This window comes from Aminobacterium sp. UBA4987 (assembly GCF_002396985.1).
GTDB classification, from domain to species: Bacteria; Synergistota; Synergistia; order Synergistales; family Aminobacteriaceae; genus Aminobacterium; species Aminobacterium colombiense.
The window spans coordinates 467,265-488,044 of sequence record NZ_DGZF01000009.1 but is presented as its reverse complement, the minus strand read 5'-3'; the positions used below and the strand labels follow the sequence as shown (position 1 = coordinate 488,044).

The following is a 20,780-nucleotide window of genomic DNA, read 5'->3' as shown; positions in this document are numbered from 1 at the left end:
GTCTTCACTCCTCTGTATATCGCCCTATAGGCGTGCCATTCAGGTCATAAACAATGCCAGTGTTGGGATCCTCGTATTCCCACTGATTATGTTCACCATTAAATTCGTAACCAGGGGGGATTTTATATCCCATTATCTTCTCGTGTATCCACCATGCCCTCCTTCTGAGTATTTTCATTTCAGACAGATCTTGGATAACCGCTGTTCGTTCCGTCGTCGTGAGCTTGCGCCCCTTAATTCCCTCGTCGTAGGCTATATGCGCAATCACGGAATCGTGGAACTTCGACTGCTCTTTGAGGTCGTCTATCTTCGCGTCTTTTATTGCTTTATCAATGGCCTTTTGCAGCGAGAAAACCACTGGCGGCTTTTCTGTACTCTCATACATGCTGTGATACCTGTTGCGATCACCGTACGACAAATCCGCCCCAAATTCAGCGTAGAAAGCCTTCCATGTCGGATATTCGTCAAACAATATTTCTTTGTCCATGAGGTCTTGGAGCCTCGCACTAGTAGCAGGGGGCGTGACAGGGCTCCCGCTCTCGCTGACTTCGAAAATCTCACGGGCATACGCTTCAAGAGAACGTCTATGCCGCTTTTTTACATCTGATTTTTCTATAATGGTCAGAGCCTCAGCGTAACTCGACGCCCCGGCCACCTGGTCATAGAGGGAATCAAAGGACTTACTTTCACGCTCGGCCTTGAATCGTCGCTCGTCAACATACCGAGCCTGCAAATGGGCCATAAGTTTGCTCTCTTTGTCGCCTTCGTAGTGATCTCGAACCCATTTCACTGCCTTCGCTTCGCCGTCAATGCCAAACTTTTGATAGAGTCGGTCGCTTTCTTCCTGGCCAAAAAGGATGTCCACCTCTTTTTCTATGGCCGCCTTCCACTTGGCATGCTGCTGCCCATCTATTTTGTCCTTGTTCTCCTTAAAATAGGCCTCTGCTGCCCTGGGATTGTCTTGGAGAATGCCAGTCAGCCGGGCTTCATGAGCTGCCGAGTGCAGAGACTTGACCTTTTCGGATACGATCTCCTCACCTTGGTCTCCGACAACGGAGAAGATAGCGTTTTCGGCTCTGTCAAGCTCTGCCTGAAACGTTTCTTCATCATACGGAGAAGCGGAAATACTCGAGATAGCCGTGTTCACGGAATCGTCCGCAACCTGCATCCGGTACTTGTTGAATTCACTTCGCTCGTGCCGGGATACACCTTCGATACGAGAAAGCCGATCCCTCATCACAAATCTCTTAAAAAGCTCGCGTTGGCGATCGTTCTCAAGGCCTTTGGATATTTCACGCTCGATTTCGTCAAGGTGTTTTGCTGTATCTCCTGTAGCCCCCTTCGCACCTTTGCCCATACGTGTATAAATGCCTTTTTCTGGATCGTTAAGGAAACCTGTTATATCCTCCGCCCACCTATTCGAAGCGTCGAGGACGGCGATGTCATCAGCCTTGGCCTGCTCGGCCACATGTATCTTCAAAAGCTCATTAGCTGCACCAGAGAGAACATCTCCCATCATGCTGGTGGCCTTGGTCACTGAATCATCTGTGACAGGTCTTGTGTTTTGATATGACAGTGGCCGCTTCGCAACAGTAGGTGCGACTTGCGGGGTCACCTGTGGATCGTCATAGACGGGTATTCTCATTCGTGCCATCTCCTCTCTGGTTAATGGTATGGTGTCCTAACTTTATGGGGGTCATAGTTCGCAGGATAGCTAATGCCCTGTGAAGGTTTATCTTTCTTCAGGGACTCTAGCGGGTTATATCCCATCTGATACCAGCTCGAAGCTACAGTCATCCCTGTGCCGATAAGCCCCGTCAAGGCTCCTATCTTTCCGGCGCTCTTGGCATGTTTCCCAGCCACCATGCTCATATCTGCCTGGCCTCGTAGTCCGACAGCCTGCGTCTTATGTTCCAATGCCTGGCGGATGTATTCGTCGGCTTCGGAGAGATGTCCCCACCGATTAACCTGATAGTTGTATCTGAGGGTCTCAATATCTCTTGCTCCCATCTCTTCTGTGTCAAGAAGAGTTTCGAGATTGGAGCCGCTTGTAATCTCAAAGCCCGACGCCCCGGCAGCGGCCTTCTGCTCTCCCTTGAGGCGAGCAATTTTGAGGCGTAGCCGCGCCTCTTCAGCCCCGCCGGCCATAACCGTTTCGTGAGCCTCGGTTTCTTTCCGTTTGGCGTTCATTTCTGCGACCTTTGCGTTGGCCTCGGCAAGCCTGGCGTTCTGGCGCAGCATGTTTGCCTGGTATTGATATTCGGCCTGTGCTATTTTGCCCTGGTAGTAAGAACCAGCTGCTCCGATAAGGCCGCTACCTATCTGTAAAATCCCTATTATTGAGGGCTCGCACATCGCTATCCCCTCCCCCTCATCTCAAATCTATGGAACGGGAGCCCAAGCGCCCCGTATGGCCTCGCTTCATGGATAGTGAACCCTAGAAATTTAAGCCATCTAATGCTTGTTAGGTTCCTAGCATCAACGTAGTTGAACAGAAACTGATACTGCGAAGCGAGATAAAATACTATTTCTTTCGTCATCCGCGCGAACTGAATGGGGCACTCGCGGATCTTTTCTGTTCCCAACAACCATGGAGTTCCAACGCCGCCGACAATGTCCAAAGAAACGCACCCTCCCATGAAAACCGGAGTCCCGCTCCATGCCCCTGTCCAAAGAAAAGGGGCAGAACTCCTAAATCCCTTCTCAACGGCTTCAATAGGGCTGCTCTTTGATGCGGCCCACACCTCCGCAACATCAAAAGACCTCATGTCGTCAGCTATCATCTCGCAGTCTCCTGGAATCGCTCTGCGCAACACGAAACCCCCGCGAGATTTAACCTCCAACTTCAACACTTGGAATCACCGCCAAAATCGTCATGGGCAGTGGAAAGCGCTGCACGATATAGACGTTTCCGCCATTCCGGTCAAAGCCTGACGGGATGGCTATCGGAGGAGTATCTCCTGTAACAAGAGCAATAGGGTCTGTTACAGTAAAGGGCGGTTTCAGGTCTATCATCTGGTTAGGCCTGTCGCTATTTGGGGCTACAGCAACCCCTCTCGTATCTTGTACACGCAAAGTAACGTCTGTAATCCTCTTGGGCCGGCCTTGGACTGTGCCATCTCTTAGTTCAGCTTCAATCTGTAAGGTTTCTATTTCGCTTACGTAAGACAGCCCCACTGTTACATATTCCGCTGGTTCCGGAAGGGTAATAGCTCCACCCGTAACGACAAGGTCAGACACAACGCCGCCATCGGCCAAAACAGAAACGGCCTCGCCTTCAAGCCAATCCAGCCCCGAAATAGTCGAGGCGGCCTCGCCATGATAGGTAGCGCCGCAATCCACGAAGTAGGCTTTTTTAACATCTCGGTCCTCTAGTCTGACAGAAAGACGTTCTACAAATCGCCTTACGGTGCCGTTTATCGTTCTTTTGACTATGAAATAGACATCGTCCTGCTTCGCCCCTGGGATAGAGCATACGGACTCAAATTCTCCTGCCGTTTCGTGCTGGGTCCATGCCCAGACTTCGTGCTCCTTCATGTATGTAAGGGTTAAAGCCTTGCCATCATCTCGAATGACCCATACAAGACTCCACGGCTCCTGCTGGTAGGTCCAGTCGATGAGCTCATGGCCCTTGAGCAGGTGGTCTGACAACACGGTCAGGTCATTTCCAACGTAGCCGTCGCTCTCGAGAGAATAGCCGAAATCCCGGACCGTAGATCCCTTTTCTTGAACAAAAAGAATCGTATTCCCGACAATAAGGGGGGCAATTTCTGATGTGCCTCTGTAGCCCTCAGGAGATACATCCTTATCTCTGTACGAGAAGACGCCTGAAGATGCAGATATGCGCCACTCAGAACCACTTGTCAGAACTATGAGGTCTTTTAAGGGAATCATCCCCCTAATTTCATTCACCATGCGACTCACGATAGGAGCCGTTATAGCGTCCGAATCCACTTGTGGCGTAGATACCTTAAAGCTGTTGTAATTGCCTGCCTCGCTAAACCAGAGAGTACTCGGAGTTTTGGCCGTTCCGCCGAAACATAGCCGTTCCTGGAAGAACATTGTCACCTTCGGCCACCCCTGTGTTCCGTTCCATGCCCCAAGCCCCCAACGCTTCGTTGCATCAGTGGAAGCAATTTTCTTCTTTACAATTCCCGTTACAACAGTGTCGCTTGTAAACCCTGTAATTTTCACTATTCCATCATTGAGCCGCGGAGCCGCCGTAAGGGTCACGGTGCATGGGCCGGGATGGTCTGTGTCTGTAGAGTAGCCGGTCATTGTCACCCTTATTTTTATAACTGTTGACGTTGTGTAAGATCTGTCATGATTCCCATCGGTAATAGTGTCGGTAATGTATGTTTTGTACGGAATCCATGTAGCCCCATCGTCGTAAGATTTCTCTAACACCAGAGTCCCTTTCCATTTTCCACTCGTTCTAAAATTCCATTCCCCTTCCACTTCAAGCGCATCGCTCGTCCCATTAGCGCTGAAGACCTTTGTCGTCTTCTGTTCTCCGACATGATGAGATACCCGCACAAGGCCCCCTGCGTCTCCTGCGGCAAAGAGGCTTGCAGAAGCTGTCAACGTAACCGTCCCCCCTACGGAGAGTGAGCCTGATGACGTTATTGTCGTTGATGTGGTGTTTTCATCTTGGAATGGGCCATCTTGAAACTCGAAGGGGGCAAGCTCCCAGTTATCGTGGGCATATCGCCGGAGTTCCTGGGGAGGGTGGTTGGGGCTGCATAAAAAAAGTATATCGGCAGATTGGGTATATTTGATACTTGAGAGTTCAGTGGATGAGTATGGGGAAGTTATTTCATACGGGAGCTGCGTCGGCGCCAAGACATAACCGCCATCCACAATGATCCTGATGTACTTGTCTCCAAATTCAAGCACATACGCCTGTTCAGTAGAGTACATGAACGGGATAAGACGACTTTTCTTGTCTGGATATTTCGTCTCTCCTGCCCAGAGAGTACCAGGCCTATTACTTGCGCCCCCGTGCGGGTGGATAAAAACGTTTCTTGCCAGCCTGAGCCCTGTCTGGTACTTGGCCAAATCAGTTCGAGCCCATAAAGCTGGCGAAAGCTCCCCTGCCGCAAAGCTTGGCTGCATCGCCCTGAGGAAAGTCATGGCTATAACCTGGCCTTCCTGTATTTGTCGTAAGTGATTTTTCTACGGCCTTCGTTCGACGCCGTCACTTTCGCATTATTGAGCGCATACAGGTACAGTTCCATCATCTCGCCGCGCTTCCTGCTGTCAACCGACAAAGCCACGGCGATCTGCGCCGCCAAACGACACGAAAGGACCTGAACAAACTGAGGATCAAACATGGTCGGGTCCTCAATGCGGCCTGTATATTCCAAATAGGCCTTCTCGGTGTTTGTTACGATATATTTAGATGTGCCGTTGCTAGAAGCCCGGATCTCGAACAGAGCAACAGGCACGGATTCTCCACTTGACAAGACAATTTTGCGCGGGTACAGGCAATCCGAAGGCAGCGAATATGTGTACTCCCACCCTGGGAAGCTCACCCCGGCAACGGTGGCAAGGGCTGCCACTTTCGTGGCAAATGGCCATTCAAAAGACCTCAAAACCTCATCTCTGCATGGATCATAGTGTTGAAGACAAACACGAGCCTCCACAGACTGTTCATCCAGAGACGCAATAGCGTACCCGCCTATGGAAGACAGGGCCATGTTACAGATTGAAATAATGCTGACCGGCATGAGACACACTCCCCTCTATACAACAAAAAACGGGGAGAAAATTCCATCCCCCCGTTTATAACCTTTTTTTGCTTGTGGCCTTCCCCTTTGTCGTAGCGCTTTTTTTAACGTTCTGATCTTCTTTGGTTTCTACGGGTTCATTCTCTGGCTTAAAAAAAGATGGGCATGAAGCGAAATCTCCCTCCATGCCCACTTCCCAAAGCCGGTTGTCCCGGAAGCACTTCCGAACGCACCGGCAAAGCATTGCGCTACTCCGGCTTGTCTATGCCGCTGACGAGGAACGCTGTGAATTTCCCCTTCGTGAGCGCAGCTGTGCCTACGGTGTAAGACATGCGCAAATAGCGCTTGCACCCCATGGGGAGCCGCGCCGTGAGCAACGCTGTCCCCGCTACAATTGCAGTTTTTGCAAGAGCGGCGGTAGCAACAAGAGTGTCGGCACTTGTAAAAGCTTCGGTATCGCTCGTCTCAAGAGCGATAGCCACGGTGGCATCTCCAGTGCTAGTGGCAGTCTCTGTGCACAAAACCTGGAGCCACAAAGAGTCGATGGCATCTCCAGGCTTTGTGAGGTCAACGACGTCAGTGCTGGCAGCTGCGCCAAGGTCTGTCACTGCCTGGTTTTTGCTAAAGATAAGTTCTTTATCAAGAATCATATACATTCACTCCTTTCTAAGATGCCGCAGGCACAAGGGCCTCGGCATTGAGAAGCGCATCGCATCGTGCGACTGGAATATCATCAAAGGCCATGACCCGCTTGCCAGCGACAGTCTCCCAGGTCAGGTTGCTGGCAATTTTCTCAAGGATTCCAAGCCGTAGGGCACTGTGAACAGTGCGGTTCATGCACCATACAGCGCGGCCCATCCCAAGGACAGGAATGCGCTCGGAAGCCTGAACCATCAGTGCTATGAGTGCTTTCTGCCCAGCCGCTCCGGCAAGGTCGCTCACATCGATATTGGCGATGCGGACTGCATAGCGCCAATCACGGACAGTAAGGCCGATATCCCACTTATAGTGAGTCCTGTACCCCTGGTATTTCCCTCCTTGTGCGTCAGTAAGGGTCACCTCTCCGAGGTCTTGGTGGGACACTCCAGCCTTGGACCCCTTGGGATAAATGGCATGGACAGTATTCGGCCCAAAGACGACGAGCCAGACCGAGGTATTGTCGTCGCCCTGCCCGCCGCCATGTATGACGTTGAAACTAGACTTCGTATCATCTGTACTTTGGCGCGCTGTGTAGCGTGGGGCCAGTCCGGTGAATTTTTCAGGATCTGCGAGCGTGCTGCCATAAAAGAGGGTGCTGGCCATCTGCTGGTTCATGGCTTCCAAGAATGGCTGGTCCTCGGAGAGCCGGAATTCGGCGGTATTGCCGTTGAGGTCTGCGAGAGCCTTGTCTACCTCTGAATACGCTTCGAGCATGCCTGTCGAGTCTGTGACCTGTTTGGTCTGAGATTTGCTTGGCTGGACACCGTAATTGAGCATTCTCCATGTTGCGCTTGGCAAACCTGTACGTACAGTAGTCTTATGTCCGGTACCGTTGTTACACTCAAGGCACGTCAAATAATCGAGTACATCGTTTGTCTGATTCAGGAGCTCTACTATCGTCGCTATTTTCCCGTCAGGGTCGCTCCTGCGAGCAACATCCATCAAGGTGGGGTTCATATTTCCGATTGTGGTCATTTATACCACCCCTTCTATCAAGTTTTTATTTCTTTCCGTATAAGATTTCCGCAGCGCTCTTTTGCGCTGCCCCGCCGCTTCCGCCTCGTGGCGTTTGGTCCTCCGAAATCCGCATGCCTACCCTGTAAAGGAGCCGCAAGATCTCCGGATTGTTGAGCATCATAGCCTGAGACAATTCAGAACGAAGCTTGTTCTCAGGGTCAAACGCCTTGAACGCCGCGTTGATAACCCCTATGGATTCCGTGAATTTGTCCCCACCGTACTCCGGGTCTTTTCGTGCTGCCGCGGCCCATTCGTCGTTAATCTTGTTAGCTGCGTCAATGGCCTGCTCTGTGAAGGACTTGCCGTTTTCTTCGACATGTTCTGCGTAGGCCGACACAATTTCCTGAAGCACATCAGCGGCAACACCATGTTTTTGAGCGATAGGGGTAATGCGATCCAGAAGAGGCTGATCGACCTGCATCCCCTCCGGCAATGTGATTTTGTACTCCTCCGGCGCTGCTTCTTCGCCTTCCTTTTCCCCTTTCTCGCCATCCTCAGGACCTGCTTCTTCCTTCGGGTTCAGAAGATCTGCAGGAGTCTTCGCGCCGTCCTGCGACTGCTCTGTCCTGATAAGTTCTTCTGGAGTATTGTCGGATGGTGTCGGTTTTTCTATCTGCCCTACTTCGGGGTTATTCTTTTCGGGCGCTATCTGTTCAGTCATTCTCTTTTCCTCCCTTCAGGATTAAGTCATTTTTCAAAAGCCAATTTCTGTATTCGCGAGCCATAATACCTTCGTGGCCTGGGTCAATCTCCAATAGGTCTGCCTTGATCTCCAGCCCCACCGATCGTCGCCCCTCGTTGAAGAAAGAATGGCTATTCCCCGTAAATGTCGTGCGGTAGATCCCCGAAATTTCGAGGACCCTCCATAAAAAACGAAGACCCTCATCGGTGCCGAGGATCTTTTCTAAATCTTCTTTTTCTAATTTACGTTTCCGTAATATTCTTTCCTGATCTTTCCCTACCACGTTTTTTTTAGCCTGCGAGAATGATCGCTGTCTATCCACGCTATGCACCACCTAACCCGCCAAGAACGGCATCAAGCGCTGAATTGTTGCCCACAGGCGTCTCGGACAGGGTTTTCGCTCCCTGGACCATCCCCTGCATCTGCTCGGCCTGTTGCTGGGCCTGAATCTGCTCCGCTTCCGCTTGAAGCAGGGCAAACGCCTCTTCGTCCGGCCGTAAAATGTCAGAAGGAACGCCAATGTACGCTCCGTATTTCTGCAATGCGGCCATGGCATTGACCTTGTGCCTGACTTCCGGAAATGCGCTTATAAGAGATCCGGCGAAGGCGAGTGTTTGCTCTATGGCCACCGTCCCTACCATCCGCTGAGCCTGGGCGAGCGTGGAAACATACTCAGGCCTGATCTCTTCTCCTTGAAGGTCAAGCGGCGCTGGAGGGATGATCCCCGCCTCTGCCGCTATCTGGAATGTCCGATCAATCAAAGGATCAAGCATTTCGGAGTAAAGCTGCTCAAGTACCGGGCCTAGCATGAGAAGTTTTTCTTCGTGACGCTCCGCCACCTCTGTGGCGGTCATGCCTTGCCTGTCGAGGCTCGTTAGCATAAGGAACAGGTCCGAGAAAAATGCCCGTTCGATATTGATTGATACCCGCTGAATCTTCCGTTCGACCGCGTCAATATCCGGTGTCACGTCGTAAATGGGCCGTATCCCTGCATTGCTGGTGCTTGGGACGTAGTTTATCCCGCCCGGAACTGTAGCTACACTCCCCAGCTGCTGGAGCTCCGCTGGGACCTGAATCGCCGGGTCAATGACCTTCTGAATTGCCTCGAGGCAATCGCTTTGAAGCTCTTGAATCATCTTCGTATTTCCGAGCGCAAACCAACCTGGCGCACTTTTGCTGTACACGTCGTCGCTGACTGTAGACCAACGCGGTGTGATTGCTGGGAATTGTTGATACCCACTGAATCTGAGAAGCTTCCCGCTCTTGTCCGATGGGTCGAAGTACACGCTCATAAAAGGCATATTTCTGTTGTCTATTTTTTCGAAATCCCTGCCCGTATTAGGAGTTATTACGTGGATGACCTCAAAACGTGATCGCACATCTCCACGCGTATAGGCCTCTCTTACGGAGCTGCTGACATTGTCAATGCCAAATTCAGCGACCATCTGAAGCGCGCTTGGCGCAAAGTTCCGCGCCAAGGTATCAACTCTGCCATTGTTATCTGTTGCAAGCGCGTATTCCCCTGCTGTAAACGGCCTGCACCGGATGACGGTGTGAAAATCTTTTTCTAACAGGAAAGCATGGACGCCAAAGGAGCCGCACTCTGCATACGTATCAAGAAAAGAACTGTACGCATTGGACTTTGCGAAGATACGAAGCAGGATCAAGACGCATTTGTCCAGCCAGGCGCGGTATTCAGGATAATCACTCTTTTCGGGGTCACCAGGCAGCATAAGCTTGAACCATGGACGGGCCGGACTTGTTAGGCCCGACTGCATCCCGGAACAAAAGGTGCGATGGGCGATACGGGCGCTGTCGTCAATGATGTATGAATCACTCCGGTCACCTTTGTTTTCAGTTACAGAGCCGAATCTGCCTAGGTGCGGCACGACATAATCCGAAATATCACGCCATGTTTTTATCCACGATGACCGCTCCTCCTTAAGGGCGGCCCATTTAAGCGTTAAATCTCGGCGTATCTGCCCATAATCTTTCGACATGCTGCCACACCCCCTTCACTTGTGGAATGCTGTACATCGCTACTGCCCCAGTAATTTTTTCTTACCAACGTTAGGCGCAGCGTAAGCTCCTGCGAGCCTTGTAGCGCCAAACCCGCGAGAAGAGGCGAGGCGTTTTCTCATTATTTCCCGGGTTTCTATGCCAGTTGCAAGCTCTTCTTCCTGACGATCCTTCTGCGTCGGCGCGTTTATTTTAGCCTGCTCTTTTATCGCTTCTGTTTGCGCATTTATTGCGGCGTTTTGTTGAGCACTGGCTTTTTGCATGGCTGCTGCCTGCTCACGTGCCGCCTTTTTTTGCTTGTTTACGGAATAGACTGTCGCTGCTGTGACGGCAAGAGCAGCTACTACTGGTAGGCACACATTAAGCCCCCCTCTCTAAATATCTATCGTCTTTTGCGCCTATGGCGATTTAATGGGTCATATGGTTCTGTTTTTTGCATGGCTGCCCTGTGAGATTTCGGCATGACTGGCGCTGCGAAGGTGAGCGCTAAAGCGTCGGCAAGGTCGGGTGACGCAAGGCCTCGCTTTTTGATGTCATCTTTGCTCTCGAGCTGAATTTTCCCGTTCGACGCAAAACCGTATTCCGGCGCAATCAAATCATCCCTTAGGTCCTCCACGGAGGGTAAAATACCCCCGCTTTCGAGCCATTCCTTTATCTCGCACCACATTTCCGCGCGCAAATTTACGTACCGGTCCGGGTTCTTCGCACGTGAGCCAAAATTCACGGGGATTGGAGACCTTCCGAGCTGACGGAGTCTGTCAATAACGCCTGTCCCCCAGCCGACGTCAATGAAAGTAGCGTCTGTCTGGTGCTCATCCTCGAGACGCGCCACAACCCCCGCAAGCGTCATATTATCCATATGTCGCCACTGACCCAGAAGCTGCGAGCAAAGGCCTTGGCGCAGGAATATCGCGCTCCGATCGTCGCCGTACCAGGCCACGTCTACGCCAAGAACTTTCGGTGCATGCTGATACTGATCTGCCGTAAGCTGTTTCCCTAATGCCTGCTCGACAATATCTGTAGGTATGAGTTGTACGACAGACGCTGAGGGGAAGTCGCCCAACACCCTGACCCTGAAGATGTCCGAGTCCCTGCCATATTTTTTCTCCATGTCTGTGACATACTTCTTCGCTACCCGTGGTGAATCTTCTGATGAAAAATGGAGCCTGACCCACATGTCGCGGTCTCTGTGGAACGCTCTGTGAAAATATCCTGTGGTACGCGTGGGGTTCCCTGTCATTAAAACGCGGGCATCTGGCGTTGAGAGAGCGCCTTCCGCAACCTCGAAGATCTGTTCCGGAATGCCTGAGGCTTCATCAATGAGAAAAAGAAGATTCGTAGCGTGAAAGCCCTGTAGAGCCTCTGGGTTCTCTTTCCGGCCAGTACGCTTCACGGCGAAAGACGGAGAATTCAAAACGATAATTTTTTCGGAGGTGACTCTGATATTCTGTGCATAGAAAGGATGTAGTTGCGAATGCCACTTCATGACCTCTGGCCAGAGGATATCGTCCATCTGGTGGCCGGTTGGGGCTGTGCACGGTGCTTTCGCATCATCATGAGTGCAGAGGAACCACAGCGCAAGGACTGCCAAGGCCGTAGATTTCCCCGTACCGTGTCCGCTCCTAACAGCCACGTGAGCACCTGGCTTTGCAATAGCCGAAAAAAGCTCTTCTTGTTGAGGAGTGGGCCGCATATCTAGCGCTTCTTTTGCAAAGAGAGACGGAGACTCCCTGTGCTCTTTAATTTTCCTGATCGTCACGCTCCTGATCGTCCTCATGTCCAGGGGATCTGACATCTTTTTCCACCTCCTGGACGAGATCTGCGAGGCCAAAAGTGAGGGTACCGGAGATCTCCCGTTTCTCTGTGAATAATGACAAGTATTTTCCTAGTAGCTCTAGGGCTTTTACCTTGTCACAAGATGCAACTTCTATTCCGTGCCGGGTTTCTTTAATTCCAGCAATCGCAGCTTTCTTCTCTTCAGGAAGATCCCCAGTCGGTACAATCTCCACAGTAGAGTATGTATACGGCTCTTCCCCAATCTTTTCTCCTTTTTCGTCGAGAATTGCCCTTATCCCAGTCTTTTCAACAACCCTTGCATAGTCAGCTCCATTGGCAAATGCTATCTTTGCAAGCTCAGCGATAACTTTTTCTGCTGTGACCTTGTTTGATTTCTCCCTCTCCTGAAGACGGGCTTCGATTTCTTCCTTTACTCTAGTTTTCCCTAGCAACTCCGAGCCTATCTTGTCTGCATTTTTTTCTGAATACCCAGCCCTTATAGCCGCCTGAGTAGCATTGAGATCTATGAGGTATTCGGAGACGAATACCCGTTGCTTTGCGGTTAGATCTCTCTTGTTTTTTTTTACAGGGTTAGAAGCTTTAACGGCTGTTCCCATTCGCTTCTTGCCTTTTTGACGAGCGGCTTCAGCCACCCCTACTTTTTCGGCCATGGCAAGGACTTCTGTTTTTTGCTGTTCAGTCCATTGTTGTTTTTTTGTTGCCACAGGCCTCACCTCGCTTAATAAACAAAAAAGCGGCCCCGGGAATTCGGAACCGCTGAAAATTAATTATATTTAGCATAGCATGGAAATAAGACTTTTGCTGCCAGGAAACTGCCAAAAAACTGCCAAAAGTCTGTCACCCCTCTAAAAAGCCTAGGAACTTGGCGCCCAACCAAACAAGCTTTTTTCTCATCCTGTAACAATTCCGTCCAGATATCGCCATTTCGGCCTCGATCTCGCACCATTGTTTTTTCTGTCTGTACCTCAAATTAAAAAGCGTTACGAGCTCAGGAATCTGCTCTGTCAGATATGTGAGCATATGCTGTATAGGTGTTACACGCAGCCGATACCGGCCTATCATTTCGTCTAAAAATTCTTGCTGCTCGAACCATAGCGCCACTGGGCTGTAGATGGCCCCCCCTGTATCTACTCGTTCCCCCAGAGCGCTCGACGCTACGACGGATAGGCATTTCTTGCGATCTTGGAGATTCATCAACTGGTGCAGATTGAACGAGTATGCGTAAAATTCCCTCTCTACCGCTCTGAAAAGTCCGTCACCTAAGGCCAATTCAAGCTTCACCGCCTTGTCTTATTCTGCTGGCCACAAGAATTCTGGCTCTATGCCCAGTGTATCGCACACCTTCGGCAATAGCCTTTTAGATGGCTTCTGGCCATGCGCCCACAAATTTACAAGAGCTCTGCTGCACCCTATTTCTTTTGCGAAACTACGCTCTGTAAATTCCATTTGTTTAAGCATAATGTGCAGTTTAGTCATTGGACACCTCCTTTGCTTCTCGAAATGCCTCGCCAATCGCTCGCGTATAGTTGTTTACCATCCGCCTATCGGTAATATACCCGTACCCCAACTCCACCATCCTACGTCTGCGATAGGCGGAGGGGGTACCATCGCAATCGCAATTAAATATTTCACGCGCTTCCTCAATAGAAGCACACTTCTCACACCCTTCTTCTGGATACTCTCTACAGAAATATATTGTTTTTCTCATTCCTATCCCTCCTGTCAAAATTAAACTACCTCAATCAAAATCTGCGTCATGGGCTCATAGCCGTATATTTTTTTCATAACGCCATACTCGACTACCTGTGAGTCGTCGTGCCATGCCACTTCATTTAAACAGTCTTTTGTGAATTTGATTAAATTATCAAGATCCGGTTTCTTCGTGTGTTTTATTTCGCCATTGATCATTTGTTTGCTCTTTTTTTTGCTCGTGCTTTTTGGGATAGGCATAATAAATGTGCATGATAACCTCAGTGGTATCCCTGACTCCACAGGAGAAACGCCGGATACTCGCAGCTGTTTCATGGCCATAATTAGGAATCGTCCTTCTTCAGTTTCTTGCTCGCTTGTTTTATAAGCCCCTACGAAATTCCCTTTACGGAAGAACCTTGGTCTCGCTTTCGCTATAGGCTTACCTGGTATAACAATCTGTATCTTCATTATTGACATTCAATCCACCTCCTACTCCGCCTTGAGAGACGGTAAACTGACCACGTTGCTTTTACCGCCGAGAGCAAGCGTGTCACGCCACGGAATACCTAAAAGATTTTTCGGACGCAGTCCTGTCTTTTTTTTAAACGTAGTCACTCCATGAAGTGTATTATTTTGTTTACTACCTTCCCCTCCCGTATCACTCCACCGCTTATTAAAATTGGAATAGGTATCTCCGCCATAACTGCCATAGCTATCCGCCAAATTCAGCCAAACAGTGCCTGTTTTTTTAAGGACTCTAAACACTTCCTGGAAAACGTTCACAAGTCGGGAAATGTATTTTTCTGGGGTTCCCTCCAGTCCGATCTGTCCGTCGACATTATAATTTCGCATCCCAAAATAAGGAGGAGACGTAATACAGCAATCAATGCTCTCTGCCGAAAACGTAGAAAGCATTGAAAGAGCATCTCCACATAGGATAGTATTCGTTTGACATGCGAGTAATTTATTTCCCATTAGGACAAACCTCCTTTGTCGTTAGCTCTTCGTAAACCTCCCGTATCTTTCCGATGAAGTCGTTCTTAGATTTTGACTTTTCAGAAACCATGGTTACGATCCCCATGACGTCATTGTCTTCGCATATACCAGAGATTTTCATGGACTCCTTAAGAGTTGCAGAGCTGAGGAGGTTGCATCTCAATAAAATTCCCTGAACGGCATTGTTTAGGGTTTTCCCAGAATCTTCCTTTAACGGGTCAGTAATATTAATTAATGCTTTGGGCTCCTCGTTTCTCGTAACCTTTAAACCTTTAATCTTTATATCTTTAACCTTTATATCTTCCCGATTAGAATAGTGCCCCTCTGGTGCTTGCACCGTACTTGTACCGGAGTTGTACGAGAGGTCACTAGAAGCCTTGCTATCAGTTGGCGGGTCGGGAATAATTGACCGCGGCTCATTCTTGTGAGGGTTCTGATGTCGCGAGAACTTCCGTACTAATATGAAAGCACTCTCGTGCCCCTCTGGTGCTTGAACCGTACTTGTACCGGAGTCCTCTAGTGCAGTGTATCTGATAATAAAATGGGCTCTATGAAGGTCGTCTAGAAATTTATCAACATCGCAATCATCATATGGGAGAATCTCCGCTTTAATACGGCGAGGGTTGTCTTTTAGCTTCCCTTCTCTGTCAGAGATTGTCCACAGCCCTATAAATAGGAGCCTACAAAGTGGATCGAGCCCTGCCAATTTATCGTTCATAAAGAAACCTGGTTTTATGTTTCGTGTACGCGCCATCTAATCACCTTCCGAAAGAAGGGGCAGCATTGCGCTGCCCCTTACAAGGCTGTTAGTTGACAATTTGGTTAGATTCGAGACGGAGGGCAATCGAGATGTTTCCATCCTCCTCAATCCTTTCTGTCAGCTTTTCTTTTTTCTTCATCTCAGCAATTACAAAATGTCCAATCTCCGGGAAATCTTTTAACCATTTTCTATGCCGATTCATTCCTCGGTCTCTTCTTCCTTAAAGAGCAATCCGTCATTTCCCGGTTTATCCCTCATTGACTCAATGCGCTCTTTAACTGCCTCTACCGTCTTGTCGGCAACATTTTCTTTAGCAGCAACTGGCTCCACGTCAATGATTTCATGTACCTCATCCGAACTGTACATGCCGTTCAAAACGTCAGGCGCGTACAGTCGCCCAAAAAAGGCTGCTGCTCTGTAGTGAAGCATGAGCTCAGGCATAGTCTGCCACTTGGAACATTCTTGCCCCTGTCTGTCCTTTTTGGAGTACCACCCTTCGTCCTTTGCCATTTTGATAGTTACGCGCGGCCCCTTGAGCGTTCTGCCCGTCCTCTTGTCCTTGGTGTAGGCATAACATCCCCAGTCGTCTTCCCCCTCCGTCCCAAAGAATTGGAATTCGAGAGGATAAAACCTTCCGCAAGTATTGATTGCAGAAATAATGAACTGCGACCTCCAGCTTGGCCTTCCATAGATAACGTCCATCCCTTGCATAATGGCGAATACCGAGGCTCCTGTCCTTTGAGACATCTCAATGGCAATGATGACGTTCTCAGGTTTCTTCTGATACTCTCTGGGGATCATGTCGCTTCTGGCTAATGTGCTAGCAATCTTCCAAAAATCCTGATAGACCGCCAGGCTTCCGAACATCCCCGCCCCTTGTGTTGCAATATCAGACTTGCCCATCTGCTCCTGGGTCTCTATTTGAACATTACTCACTCAAAAGCCCTCCTTTTATTTGATAAAATCTGAATGGTCGTGATACCTGACCGGTCTTGAAATACGATGATAGGTCTAATTCTGGATGATCTTTCTGGTACTTCTTCCAGTCGAACGAAGTACGTCCTTTCTGCTCTTTCCAGTAAACTCTGGCCCCTGAACCCTCAACAATGCTAGAGCCGTATTGCGTCATAAGATCAGTAATAGTCTTTCTCTTCGCCTCCATGATCTCATTGGCTTCATCTGCCAACTCCTTGGCTTCAAGGTATCCTCTGACTGCGAAATACCATTCGGGCGTCTCTGACTGATATACGCCTTCGCCACCCACATCGGGAAGATCCACATCCAGCCTCGCATCTTCTGGAGCCACGCCATCAATAACATGCTTCTTCCACCATTTGGGGAGAGTGGCTTCCAGGACATCAATGAGCGCTTCATCTCGCTCAATGTCGAAATAGCGCATTTGCCAGTTGTCAGCACTGAATACGGCCAAAGAACCCCATGACCACCCTTTGACTGCAAGATAGTGCTGGAGCTGAATATAGTAGTATTCGGGGAGGCCCGTCCTCATGATTTTGCTGAAGGTCCTTGCCCTGGGGCACTTGATTTCCAATATGCCCGGGCCTTTGTCAGTCCCAACAATCTCCCTATCGACATTGGCAAGCATGCAGGGGATTTCCGGATGTTGCAAAACGCTGTTGACTCTCCTGACGTTTCGTCCGGTCTCGGCCTTGTAGAGATCAGCTACCAAACCTTCAAGCATCTTCCCTCTCTTCATGTCAGGCGTTTCCTCAACATAAACACCCTGCCCCGTCTTCTCCAGCCAGAGATCAAGCGGGGTTGAAAACGGATGGTCGTTGCCCAGGATAATTACAGGAGAGTCACTTCCTCCAAGTCCCTTCTTGCGCTCATTGAGCCAGTCCTCACGGCTCATACCTAGCGTGCTGACCAGCGCTTTACACATCGTCTTCACGCTCCCTTTCCCTCTTGCACGCAAGGTCCGCATCATTGAGTTTTTGCTCCCAATGTGCTTGCCCGTCGTATCTGTCTTCGCCTAAATAATCTTCCCAGTCTTGTCCATATAGCATTTTTGCGCCTCCTTCTGTTATAATGAGGCAAGTGCCATGTGCACTTACTCTCGGATGTTTTGTTTCCGCCTCTGTGTCGCTGCACAGAGGCTTATTCTTTGTCATTTGTTCAAGCTTGCCTTTAAGCGTTGATAGTCTTGCAATCTCGTGACTAACCCTTCTTTTGCTTTTAGGGTCGCCATACTTTTGTCGCAACCGTGCTGCCCTGGCAACCACTGCCTGTTGATATTCGATCTCATCCATCGTCTCCTGCAGTGCTCTCTGATGCGAGAGAAAGCAAATTCTGACATCGGACATGCCTAATCGCCTAATCGATAAACGCTGAGAGACGTTCCATCTCACCTACAGACACATCGTGGCTGTACCGTGGATCTAGCCTGGCTCGCTCGTCGGCACCGCAAAGGCTGTCCCGATAAGATCTGAGTTCCGTTTTCACCATCCAGAAGCCTCGCCCGTAATAGGGCCCGCGGACTGCCCCGTTCTGCGCGAGCAACCTCGCGAGCGATCGCCCTATCTTTTTAAGCATTTTCAGATGCCTCCTCTTCTATTTTTCTTACGAGAGCCTTAATATCCTGCACCCGCCACCCTACTGTGTTGCCTGTGATCCGTATGCCCTTCGGGAATCGACCCTCTCTAATTCCGTTGTACCAAGTGGCTGACGAGACCGGAATGATTTTAAGTACATCTGGCAACCGCAAGAATCCGAACTCGGGCATAGTTACATCTCCTTCCACGTTGTCGCCTCCTTTCTTTACGCCTCGCTGTTACATCAGTGCTTCTGTTGCAGCTCTAGCAATCTCTGAAAAGAAATTCCTGAGATCTGGATCATCTGCCCTGCCGTTGTCACCAATGTCTCTCATGATTTCTTTCACGCCCTCTGGGTCGTATCTTTTAGCGGCTTCTCCTAGTATTTCTACGACCCTGCTGGCTTCTTCTAGATAGTCTCCGTTTCCCCGGCCTGAGTCTCCTCTCGCCGGGGCTGAGTAGGGTTTTCTTGAAAAAAGATAGAAACTTCTACTCCTAAAGCTTTTGCAATGCTTTCAAGATCATCTACTCGAGGAGCCCTTTTGCCCGTTTCAAAGTTTACAATTGAGCTCCTTGAAAGTTTTGCCATTTCTGCTAGTTTTTCTTGAGTTAATTCCCTTAAAACGCGAATAGAACGGATGTTTTCCCCTATACTCACCACTTCACCCCCACTCTTGCTATGTAGTCAATCGTACTCTTTAAAAGAACTATATATCTAAATGTTACATATGTCAACACGAAAAGATTACTTTCTTACTCTTGATTTATGACCACATTCGTAGACAATTAAATAGAGGTGATGAGATGTCTGTTGAGGAAAAGCTCAAAGAATGTAGAGAGCGAAAGGGGATGACTCAGCAAGAAGTTGCGGAGAAATCCGGATATTCAAGAAGCTCTATTATTAATTGGGAAAAAGGGCTTAGAACTCCCGACGCTAATGTTTTGAAAACGTTGGCTCAAGTTTTTGGCACCACTGTCGCCTACCTTATGGGGGAAACAGATGGATCTACCCCACTTGACATCACCTCTAATGTACGAAAAGAATCAGCCCAATACTTTGACAAATGGATAGAAGTCCCTGTGCTAGATCCGACAGCAATCGCATGCGCAGGAGCCGGGAATGGAGGCATGACGGGGATTTACGCAAGCGCTGAAAAAACGATACTTCTACCCATTGATGTCGTAGGAAATATCTCTATAGATGCTGATAAAAAGCCGTTTGCAGTTTTGGTTGAAGGAGATAGTATGGAAGGCGCTGGAATCCCTGACAGAAGCACAGTCGTTGTGAATCCCGCAGAAGAAGTGTATGACGGGGACACGGTTCTTGTGTGCTTTGGCCTTCAAAACGAGTGGGCTATCAAATGGATCTATTTCAACAAAAAGGACGGCTCCATTGAAATTCGATCTGCCGCTCCTCAATACAAACCTATGCTCTTTACAAAAGAGGAAATAGACTTGGGGCTCTTTCGCATAGTTGGGAAAATTACAGCTTATACAGGGACCCCAAGGAAGGGAATATAGAAACATATTTCCCTCCAAAAACAAAAGATTCTTAGATGAGTAATCGCTCACAGTCCTAAAACAAAGGGGGGACAAAGAGCCATGAGAAGGAACATAAAATTATTATGGCTCATGTTTTTTCTAGTGTTCGTAGCACAGAGATTCACTCCAGCGGCTTGGTCTCAAAATGCAGGCACAATTTCGTTACCTAAAGAGCCGGAAGGATTTCGAGGGATAAGATGGGGGCAAAAACTCAGCGAGACGCCCTCAATGATTTACGTCCGTAGCGCCGAAAGAGCCTATGAAGGCTGGACTTCTTATTGGGTAATGGATGGCGAAAAGCTCTCCATCGGGCCTATTGAATGTACAAAAATCGAATATAGTGGATATGGAGACCTCTTTTATTCGGTCACGATTATTTTTAACGGGGAAGACGCATTCTTAATGGCTCAGGTCTTTGAAAAACTTTATGGATACAAGCCACATATGCCCGTCGTTTTGGGGCAAAACCAAGATCCATCGAAACTTTGTTGTAACTCTGTTCAAAATGAATGGAAATGGGAAGGAGAGCAAACGGAAGCAGTCGTGCGCGAATTTTATCGAGAAGAAGGAGAGAGAACACACATGGCGATTGCTTCTCTTACCCACAAGAAACTCTATGAAAAATGTCAGCGCACCATGATGGACGAAATAAAAAAGGACAAGGCCGATATGGTTGAACAAGCCCTCAAGGATATGTGATATCCCAGTGTGACTTTTCAAGTCACGACCTTAAGTATACAGGGACCCCAAGGAGGGGAATATAGAATCAGTACGGAGGTGTTTAGATGAGGGAGCTGGCTAAAAAAGTCGGAGCCTTCGTAATAAAAACGATCATATTTATATTAGCCGATCTTTTATTTGTAGTTATCTTTATGTTTCTATTAGGAAAACCACAAGCATCAACTTCCCAACATTTCGCCATGAGAAGTTTTACATTTTTCTCTCTCCCAGCTCTTGGATATGCCATTTATTCAAATAACATGACAGTAAAGGGAAGATTCTTTTCTTTCCTGAAGGGATTTGTAACTTTCTATTTACTATCCGTTCTTTGTGCTGTAACTGTAGGGCTTACTTTTGCCTTTGTGATAAAAAAGCAGGTATTCAACGTCGTTACATTCCAGATAATTAATCTTGTCCCTAAAATAGCAACTTTTTTACCGCCAATATTAGGTTTTTACATTACCTTCTCATCTATTAAAAAAGAGCAATTTAAGAATAACTTTTATATGAAGTTCCCTGGCAAACCGCACGTTAAAGAAGGTAAGAAACAATGGCAAATGCTAGCTCGGAGGTGACAG

The 20,780-nt window shown here is 48.8% G+C and carries 29 protein-coding genes; 3 read left to right on the top strand and 26 right to left on the bottom strand.

Annotation, left to right across the window (positions count from 1 at the left end):
- Positions 1-4: 4 nt before the first annotated feature.
- From B2U56_RS06600 to B2U56_RS06475, 26 genes are all read right to left on the bottom strand, one after another.
- The gene (locus B2U56_RS06600) at positions 5-1,645 is read right to left on the bottom strand and encodes a hypothetical protein (RefSeq protein WP_286952883.1); all 1,641 of its coding nucleotides are present in this window, start codon (positions 1,643-1,645) and stop codon (positions 5-7) included.
- A 20-nt stretch (positions 1,646-1,665) separates the two neighbouring features.
- On the bottom strand, positions 1,666-2,355 hold the full coding sequence (locus B2U56_RS06595; RefSeq protein WP_286952882.1) for a virion core protein, T7 gp14 family: 690 nt from the start codon (positions 2,353-2,355) through the stop codon (positions 1,666-1,668).
- Positions 2,356-2,357: 2 nt separating this feature from the next.
- Positions 2,358-2,783, bottom strand: coding sequence for a hypothetical protein (locus B2U56_RS06590; protein WP_286952881.1), 426 nt, complete (start codon positions 2,781-2,783; stop codon positions 2,358-2,360).
- Between the two features lie 49 nt (positions 2,784-2,832).
- The gene (locus tag B2U56_RS06585; RefSeq protein WP_286952879.1) at positions 2,833-5,133 is read right to left on the bottom strand and encodes a hypothetical protein; all 2,301 of its coding nucleotides are present in this window, start codon (positions 5,131-5,133) and stop codon (positions 2,833-2,835) included.
- A gap of 2 nt (positions 5,134-5,135) precedes the next feature.
- The gene (locus tag B2U56_RS06580) at positions 5,136-5,729 is read right to left on the bottom strand and encodes a hypothetical protein (protein WP_286952878.1); all 594 of its coding nucleotides are present in this window, start codon (positions 5,727-5,729) and stop codon (positions 5,136-5,138) included.
- A 248-nt stretch (positions 5,730-5,977) separates the two neighbouring features.
- A complete protein-coding gene (locus B2U56_RS06575) occupies positions 5,978-6,379 on the bottom strand; it encodes a Bbp16 family capsid cement protein (RefSeq protein ID WP_286952877.1) in 402 nt (133 codons plus the stop codon).
- 16 nt (positions 6,380-6,395) lie between these two features.
- Positions 6,396-7,403 carry a major capsid protein gene (locus B2U56_RS06570; protein ID WP_286952876.1) on the bottom strand — a complete coding sequence of 336 codons (1,008 nt, stop codon included), beginning with the start codon at positions 7,401-7,403 and terminating at the stop codon, positions 6,396-6,398.
- Positions 7,404-7,428: 25 nt separating this feature from the next.
- Positions 7,429-8,106, bottom strand: a complete 678-nt coding sequence (locus B2U56_RS06565) for a hypothetical protein (RefSeq protein ID WP_286952875.1) — start codon at positions 8,104-8,106, stop codon at positions 7,429-7,431.
- The gene (locus B2U56_RS06560; protein ID WP_286952873.1) at positions 8,099-8,449 is read right to left on the bottom strand and encodes a hypothetical protein; all 351 of its coding nucleotides are present in this window, start codon (positions 8,447-8,449) and stop codon (positions 8,099-8,101) included. The genes B2U56_RS06565 and B2U56_RS06560 overlap by 8 nt, the downstream gene beginning before the upstream one ends.
- A 1-nt stretch (position 8,450) precedes the next feature.
- A complete protein-coding gene (locus B2U56_RS06555) occupies positions 8,451-10,127 on the bottom strand; it encodes a portal protein (protein ID WP_286952872.1) in 1,677 nt (558 codons plus the stop codon).
- Positions 10,128-10,166: 39 nt separating this feature from the next.
- Positions 10,167-10,505: a hypothetical protein gene (locus tag B2U56_RS06550; protein WP_286952871.1), complete on the bottom strand. Its 339-nt coding sequence runs from the start codon at positions 10,503-10,505 to the stop codon at positions 10,167-10,169.
- A 23-nt stretch (positions 10,506-10,528) separates the two neighbouring features.
- Positions 10,529-11,905 (bottom strand): hypothetical protein, encoded by a 1,377-nt coding sequence (locus B2U56_RS06545; protein ID WP_286952870.1) that lies wholly within the window; start codon positions 11,903-11,905, stop codon positions 10,529-10,531.
- Entirely contained in the window at positions 11,886-12,647 is a 762-nt protein-coding gene (locus B2U56_RS06540) for a terminase small subunit (protein WP_286952869.1), read from the bottom strand. The genes B2U56_RS06545 and B2U56_RS06540 overlap by 20 nt, the downstream gene beginning before the upstream one ends.
- 133 nt (positions 12,648-12,780) lie before the next feature.
- Positions 12,781-13,224: a hypothetical protein gene (locus tag B2U56_RS06535; RefSeq protein ID WP_286952868.1), complete on the bottom strand. Its 444-nt coding sequence runs from the start codon at positions 13,222-13,224 to the stop codon at positions 12,781-12,783.
- A gap of 9 nt (positions 13,225-13,233) precedes the next feature.
- The gene (locus tag B2U56_RS06530) at positions 13,234-13,419 is read right to left on the bottom strand and encodes a helix-turn-helix domain-containing protein (RefSeq protein WP_286952867.1); all 186 of its coding nucleotides are present in this window, start codon (positions 13,417-13,419) and stop codon (positions 13,234-13,236) included.
- Positions 13,412-13,651: a hypothetical protein gene (locus tag B2U56_RS06525; RefSeq protein WP_286952866.1), complete on the bottom strand. Its 240-nt coding sequence runs from the start codon at positions 13,649-13,651 to the stop codon at positions 13,412-13,414. Before B2U56_RS06525 ends, B2U56_RS06530 begins: the two co-directional genes overlap by 8 nt.
- Positions 13,652-13,671: 20 nt before the next feature.
- On the bottom strand, positions 13,672-14,112 hold the full coding sequence (locus B2U56_RS06520) for a RusA family crossover junction endodeoxyribonuclease (protein WP_286952865.1): 441 nt from the start codon (positions 14,110-14,112) through the stop codon (positions 13,672-13,674).
- A gap of 12 nt (positions 14,113-14,124) precedes the next feature.
- Entirely contained in the window at positions 14,125-14,610 is a 486-nt protein-coding gene (locus B2U56_RS06515) for a DNA methyltransferase (protein ID WP_286952863.1), read from the bottom strand.
- Positions 14,600-15,385 (bottom strand): hypothetical protein, encoded by a 786-nt coding sequence (locus tag B2U56_RS06510; RefSeq protein ID WP_286952861.1) that lies wholly within the window; start codon positions 15,383-15,385, stop codon positions 14,600-14,602. The genes B2U56_RS06515 and B2U56_RS06510 overlap by 11 nt, the downstream gene beginning before the upstream one ends.
- Before the next feature lie 52 nt (positions 15,386-15,437).
- On the bottom strand, positions 15,438-15,593 hold the full coding sequence (locus tag B2U56_RS06505; RefSeq protein WP_286952860.1) for a hypothetical protein: 156 nt from the start codon (positions 15,591-15,593) through the stop codon (positions 15,438-15,440).
- Positions 15,590-16,327: a recombinase RecT gene (locus tag B2U56_RS06500; protein WP_286952859.1), complete on the bottom strand. Its 738-nt coding sequence runs from the start codon at positions 16,325-16,327 to the stop codon at positions 15,590-15,592. Before B2U56_RS06500 ends, B2U56_RS06505 begins: the two co-directional genes overlap by 4 nt.
- The gene (locus B2U56_RS06495; protein WP_286953113.1) at positions 16,320-17,291 is read right to left on the bottom strand and encodes a YqaJ viral recombinase family protein; all 972 of its coding nucleotides are present in this window, start codon (positions 17,289-17,291) and stop codon (positions 16,320-16,322) included. The genes B2U56_RS06500 and B2U56_RS06495 overlap by 8 nt, the downstream gene beginning before the upstream one ends.
- Positions 17,284-17,658, bottom strand: coding sequence for a hypothetical protein (locus B2U56_RS06490; RefSeq protein WP_286952857.1), 375 nt, complete (start codon positions 17,656-17,658; stop codon positions 17,284-17,286). The genes B2U56_RS06495 and B2U56_RS06490 overlap by 8 nt, the downstream gene beginning before the upstream one ends.
- Positions 17,659-17,722: 64 nt before the next feature.
- The gene (locus B2U56_RS06485; RefSeq protein WP_286952855.1) at positions 17,723-17,851 is read right to left on the bottom strand and encodes a hypothetical protein; all 129 of its coding nucleotides are present in this window, start codon (positions 17,849-17,851) and stop codon (positions 17,723-17,725) included.
- Between the two features lie 82 nt (positions 17,852-17,933).
- Positions 17,934-18,149, bottom strand: coding sequence for a helix-turn-helix transcriptional regulator (locus B2U56_RS06480; protein ID WP_286952853.1), 216 nt, complete (start codon positions 18,147-18,149; stop codon positions 17,934-17,936).
- A gap of 200 nt (positions 18,150-18,349) precedes the next feature.
- Positions 18,350-18,598, bottom strand: coding sequence for a helix-turn-helix domain-containing protein (locus tag B2U56_RS06475; protein WP_286952851.1), 249 nt, complete (start codon positions 18,596-18,598; stop codon positions 18,350-18,352).
- Positions 18,599-18,744: 146 nt separating this feature from the next.
- On the opposite strand from B2U56_RS06475, the gene B2U56_RS06470 reads away from it, so the two are divergent.
- The 3 genes from B2U56_RS06470 (at position 18,745) to B2U56_RS06460 (ending at position 20,777) form a co-directional block, all read left to right on the top strand.
- On the top strand, positions 18,745-19,461 hold the full coding sequence (locus B2U56_RS06470) for a helix-turn-helix domain-containing protein (RefSeq protein ID WP_286952850.1): 717 nt from the start codon (positions 18,745-18,747) through the stop codon (positions 19,459-19,461).
- Between the two features lie 81 nt (positions 19,462-19,542).
- Positions 19,543-20,181, top strand: coding sequence for a hypothetical protein (locus tag B2U56_RS06465; protein WP_286952849.1), 639 nt, complete (start codon positions 19,543-19,545; stop codon positions 20,179-20,181).
- Positions 20,182-20,267: 86 nt separating this feature from the next.
- Complete coding sequence (locus B2U56_RS06460; protein ID WP_286952848.1) at positions 20,268-20,777, top strand: hypothetical protein; 510 nt, start codon at positions 20,268-20,270, stop codon at positions 20,775-20,777.
- Positions 20,778-20,780: the final 3 nt, after the last annotated feature.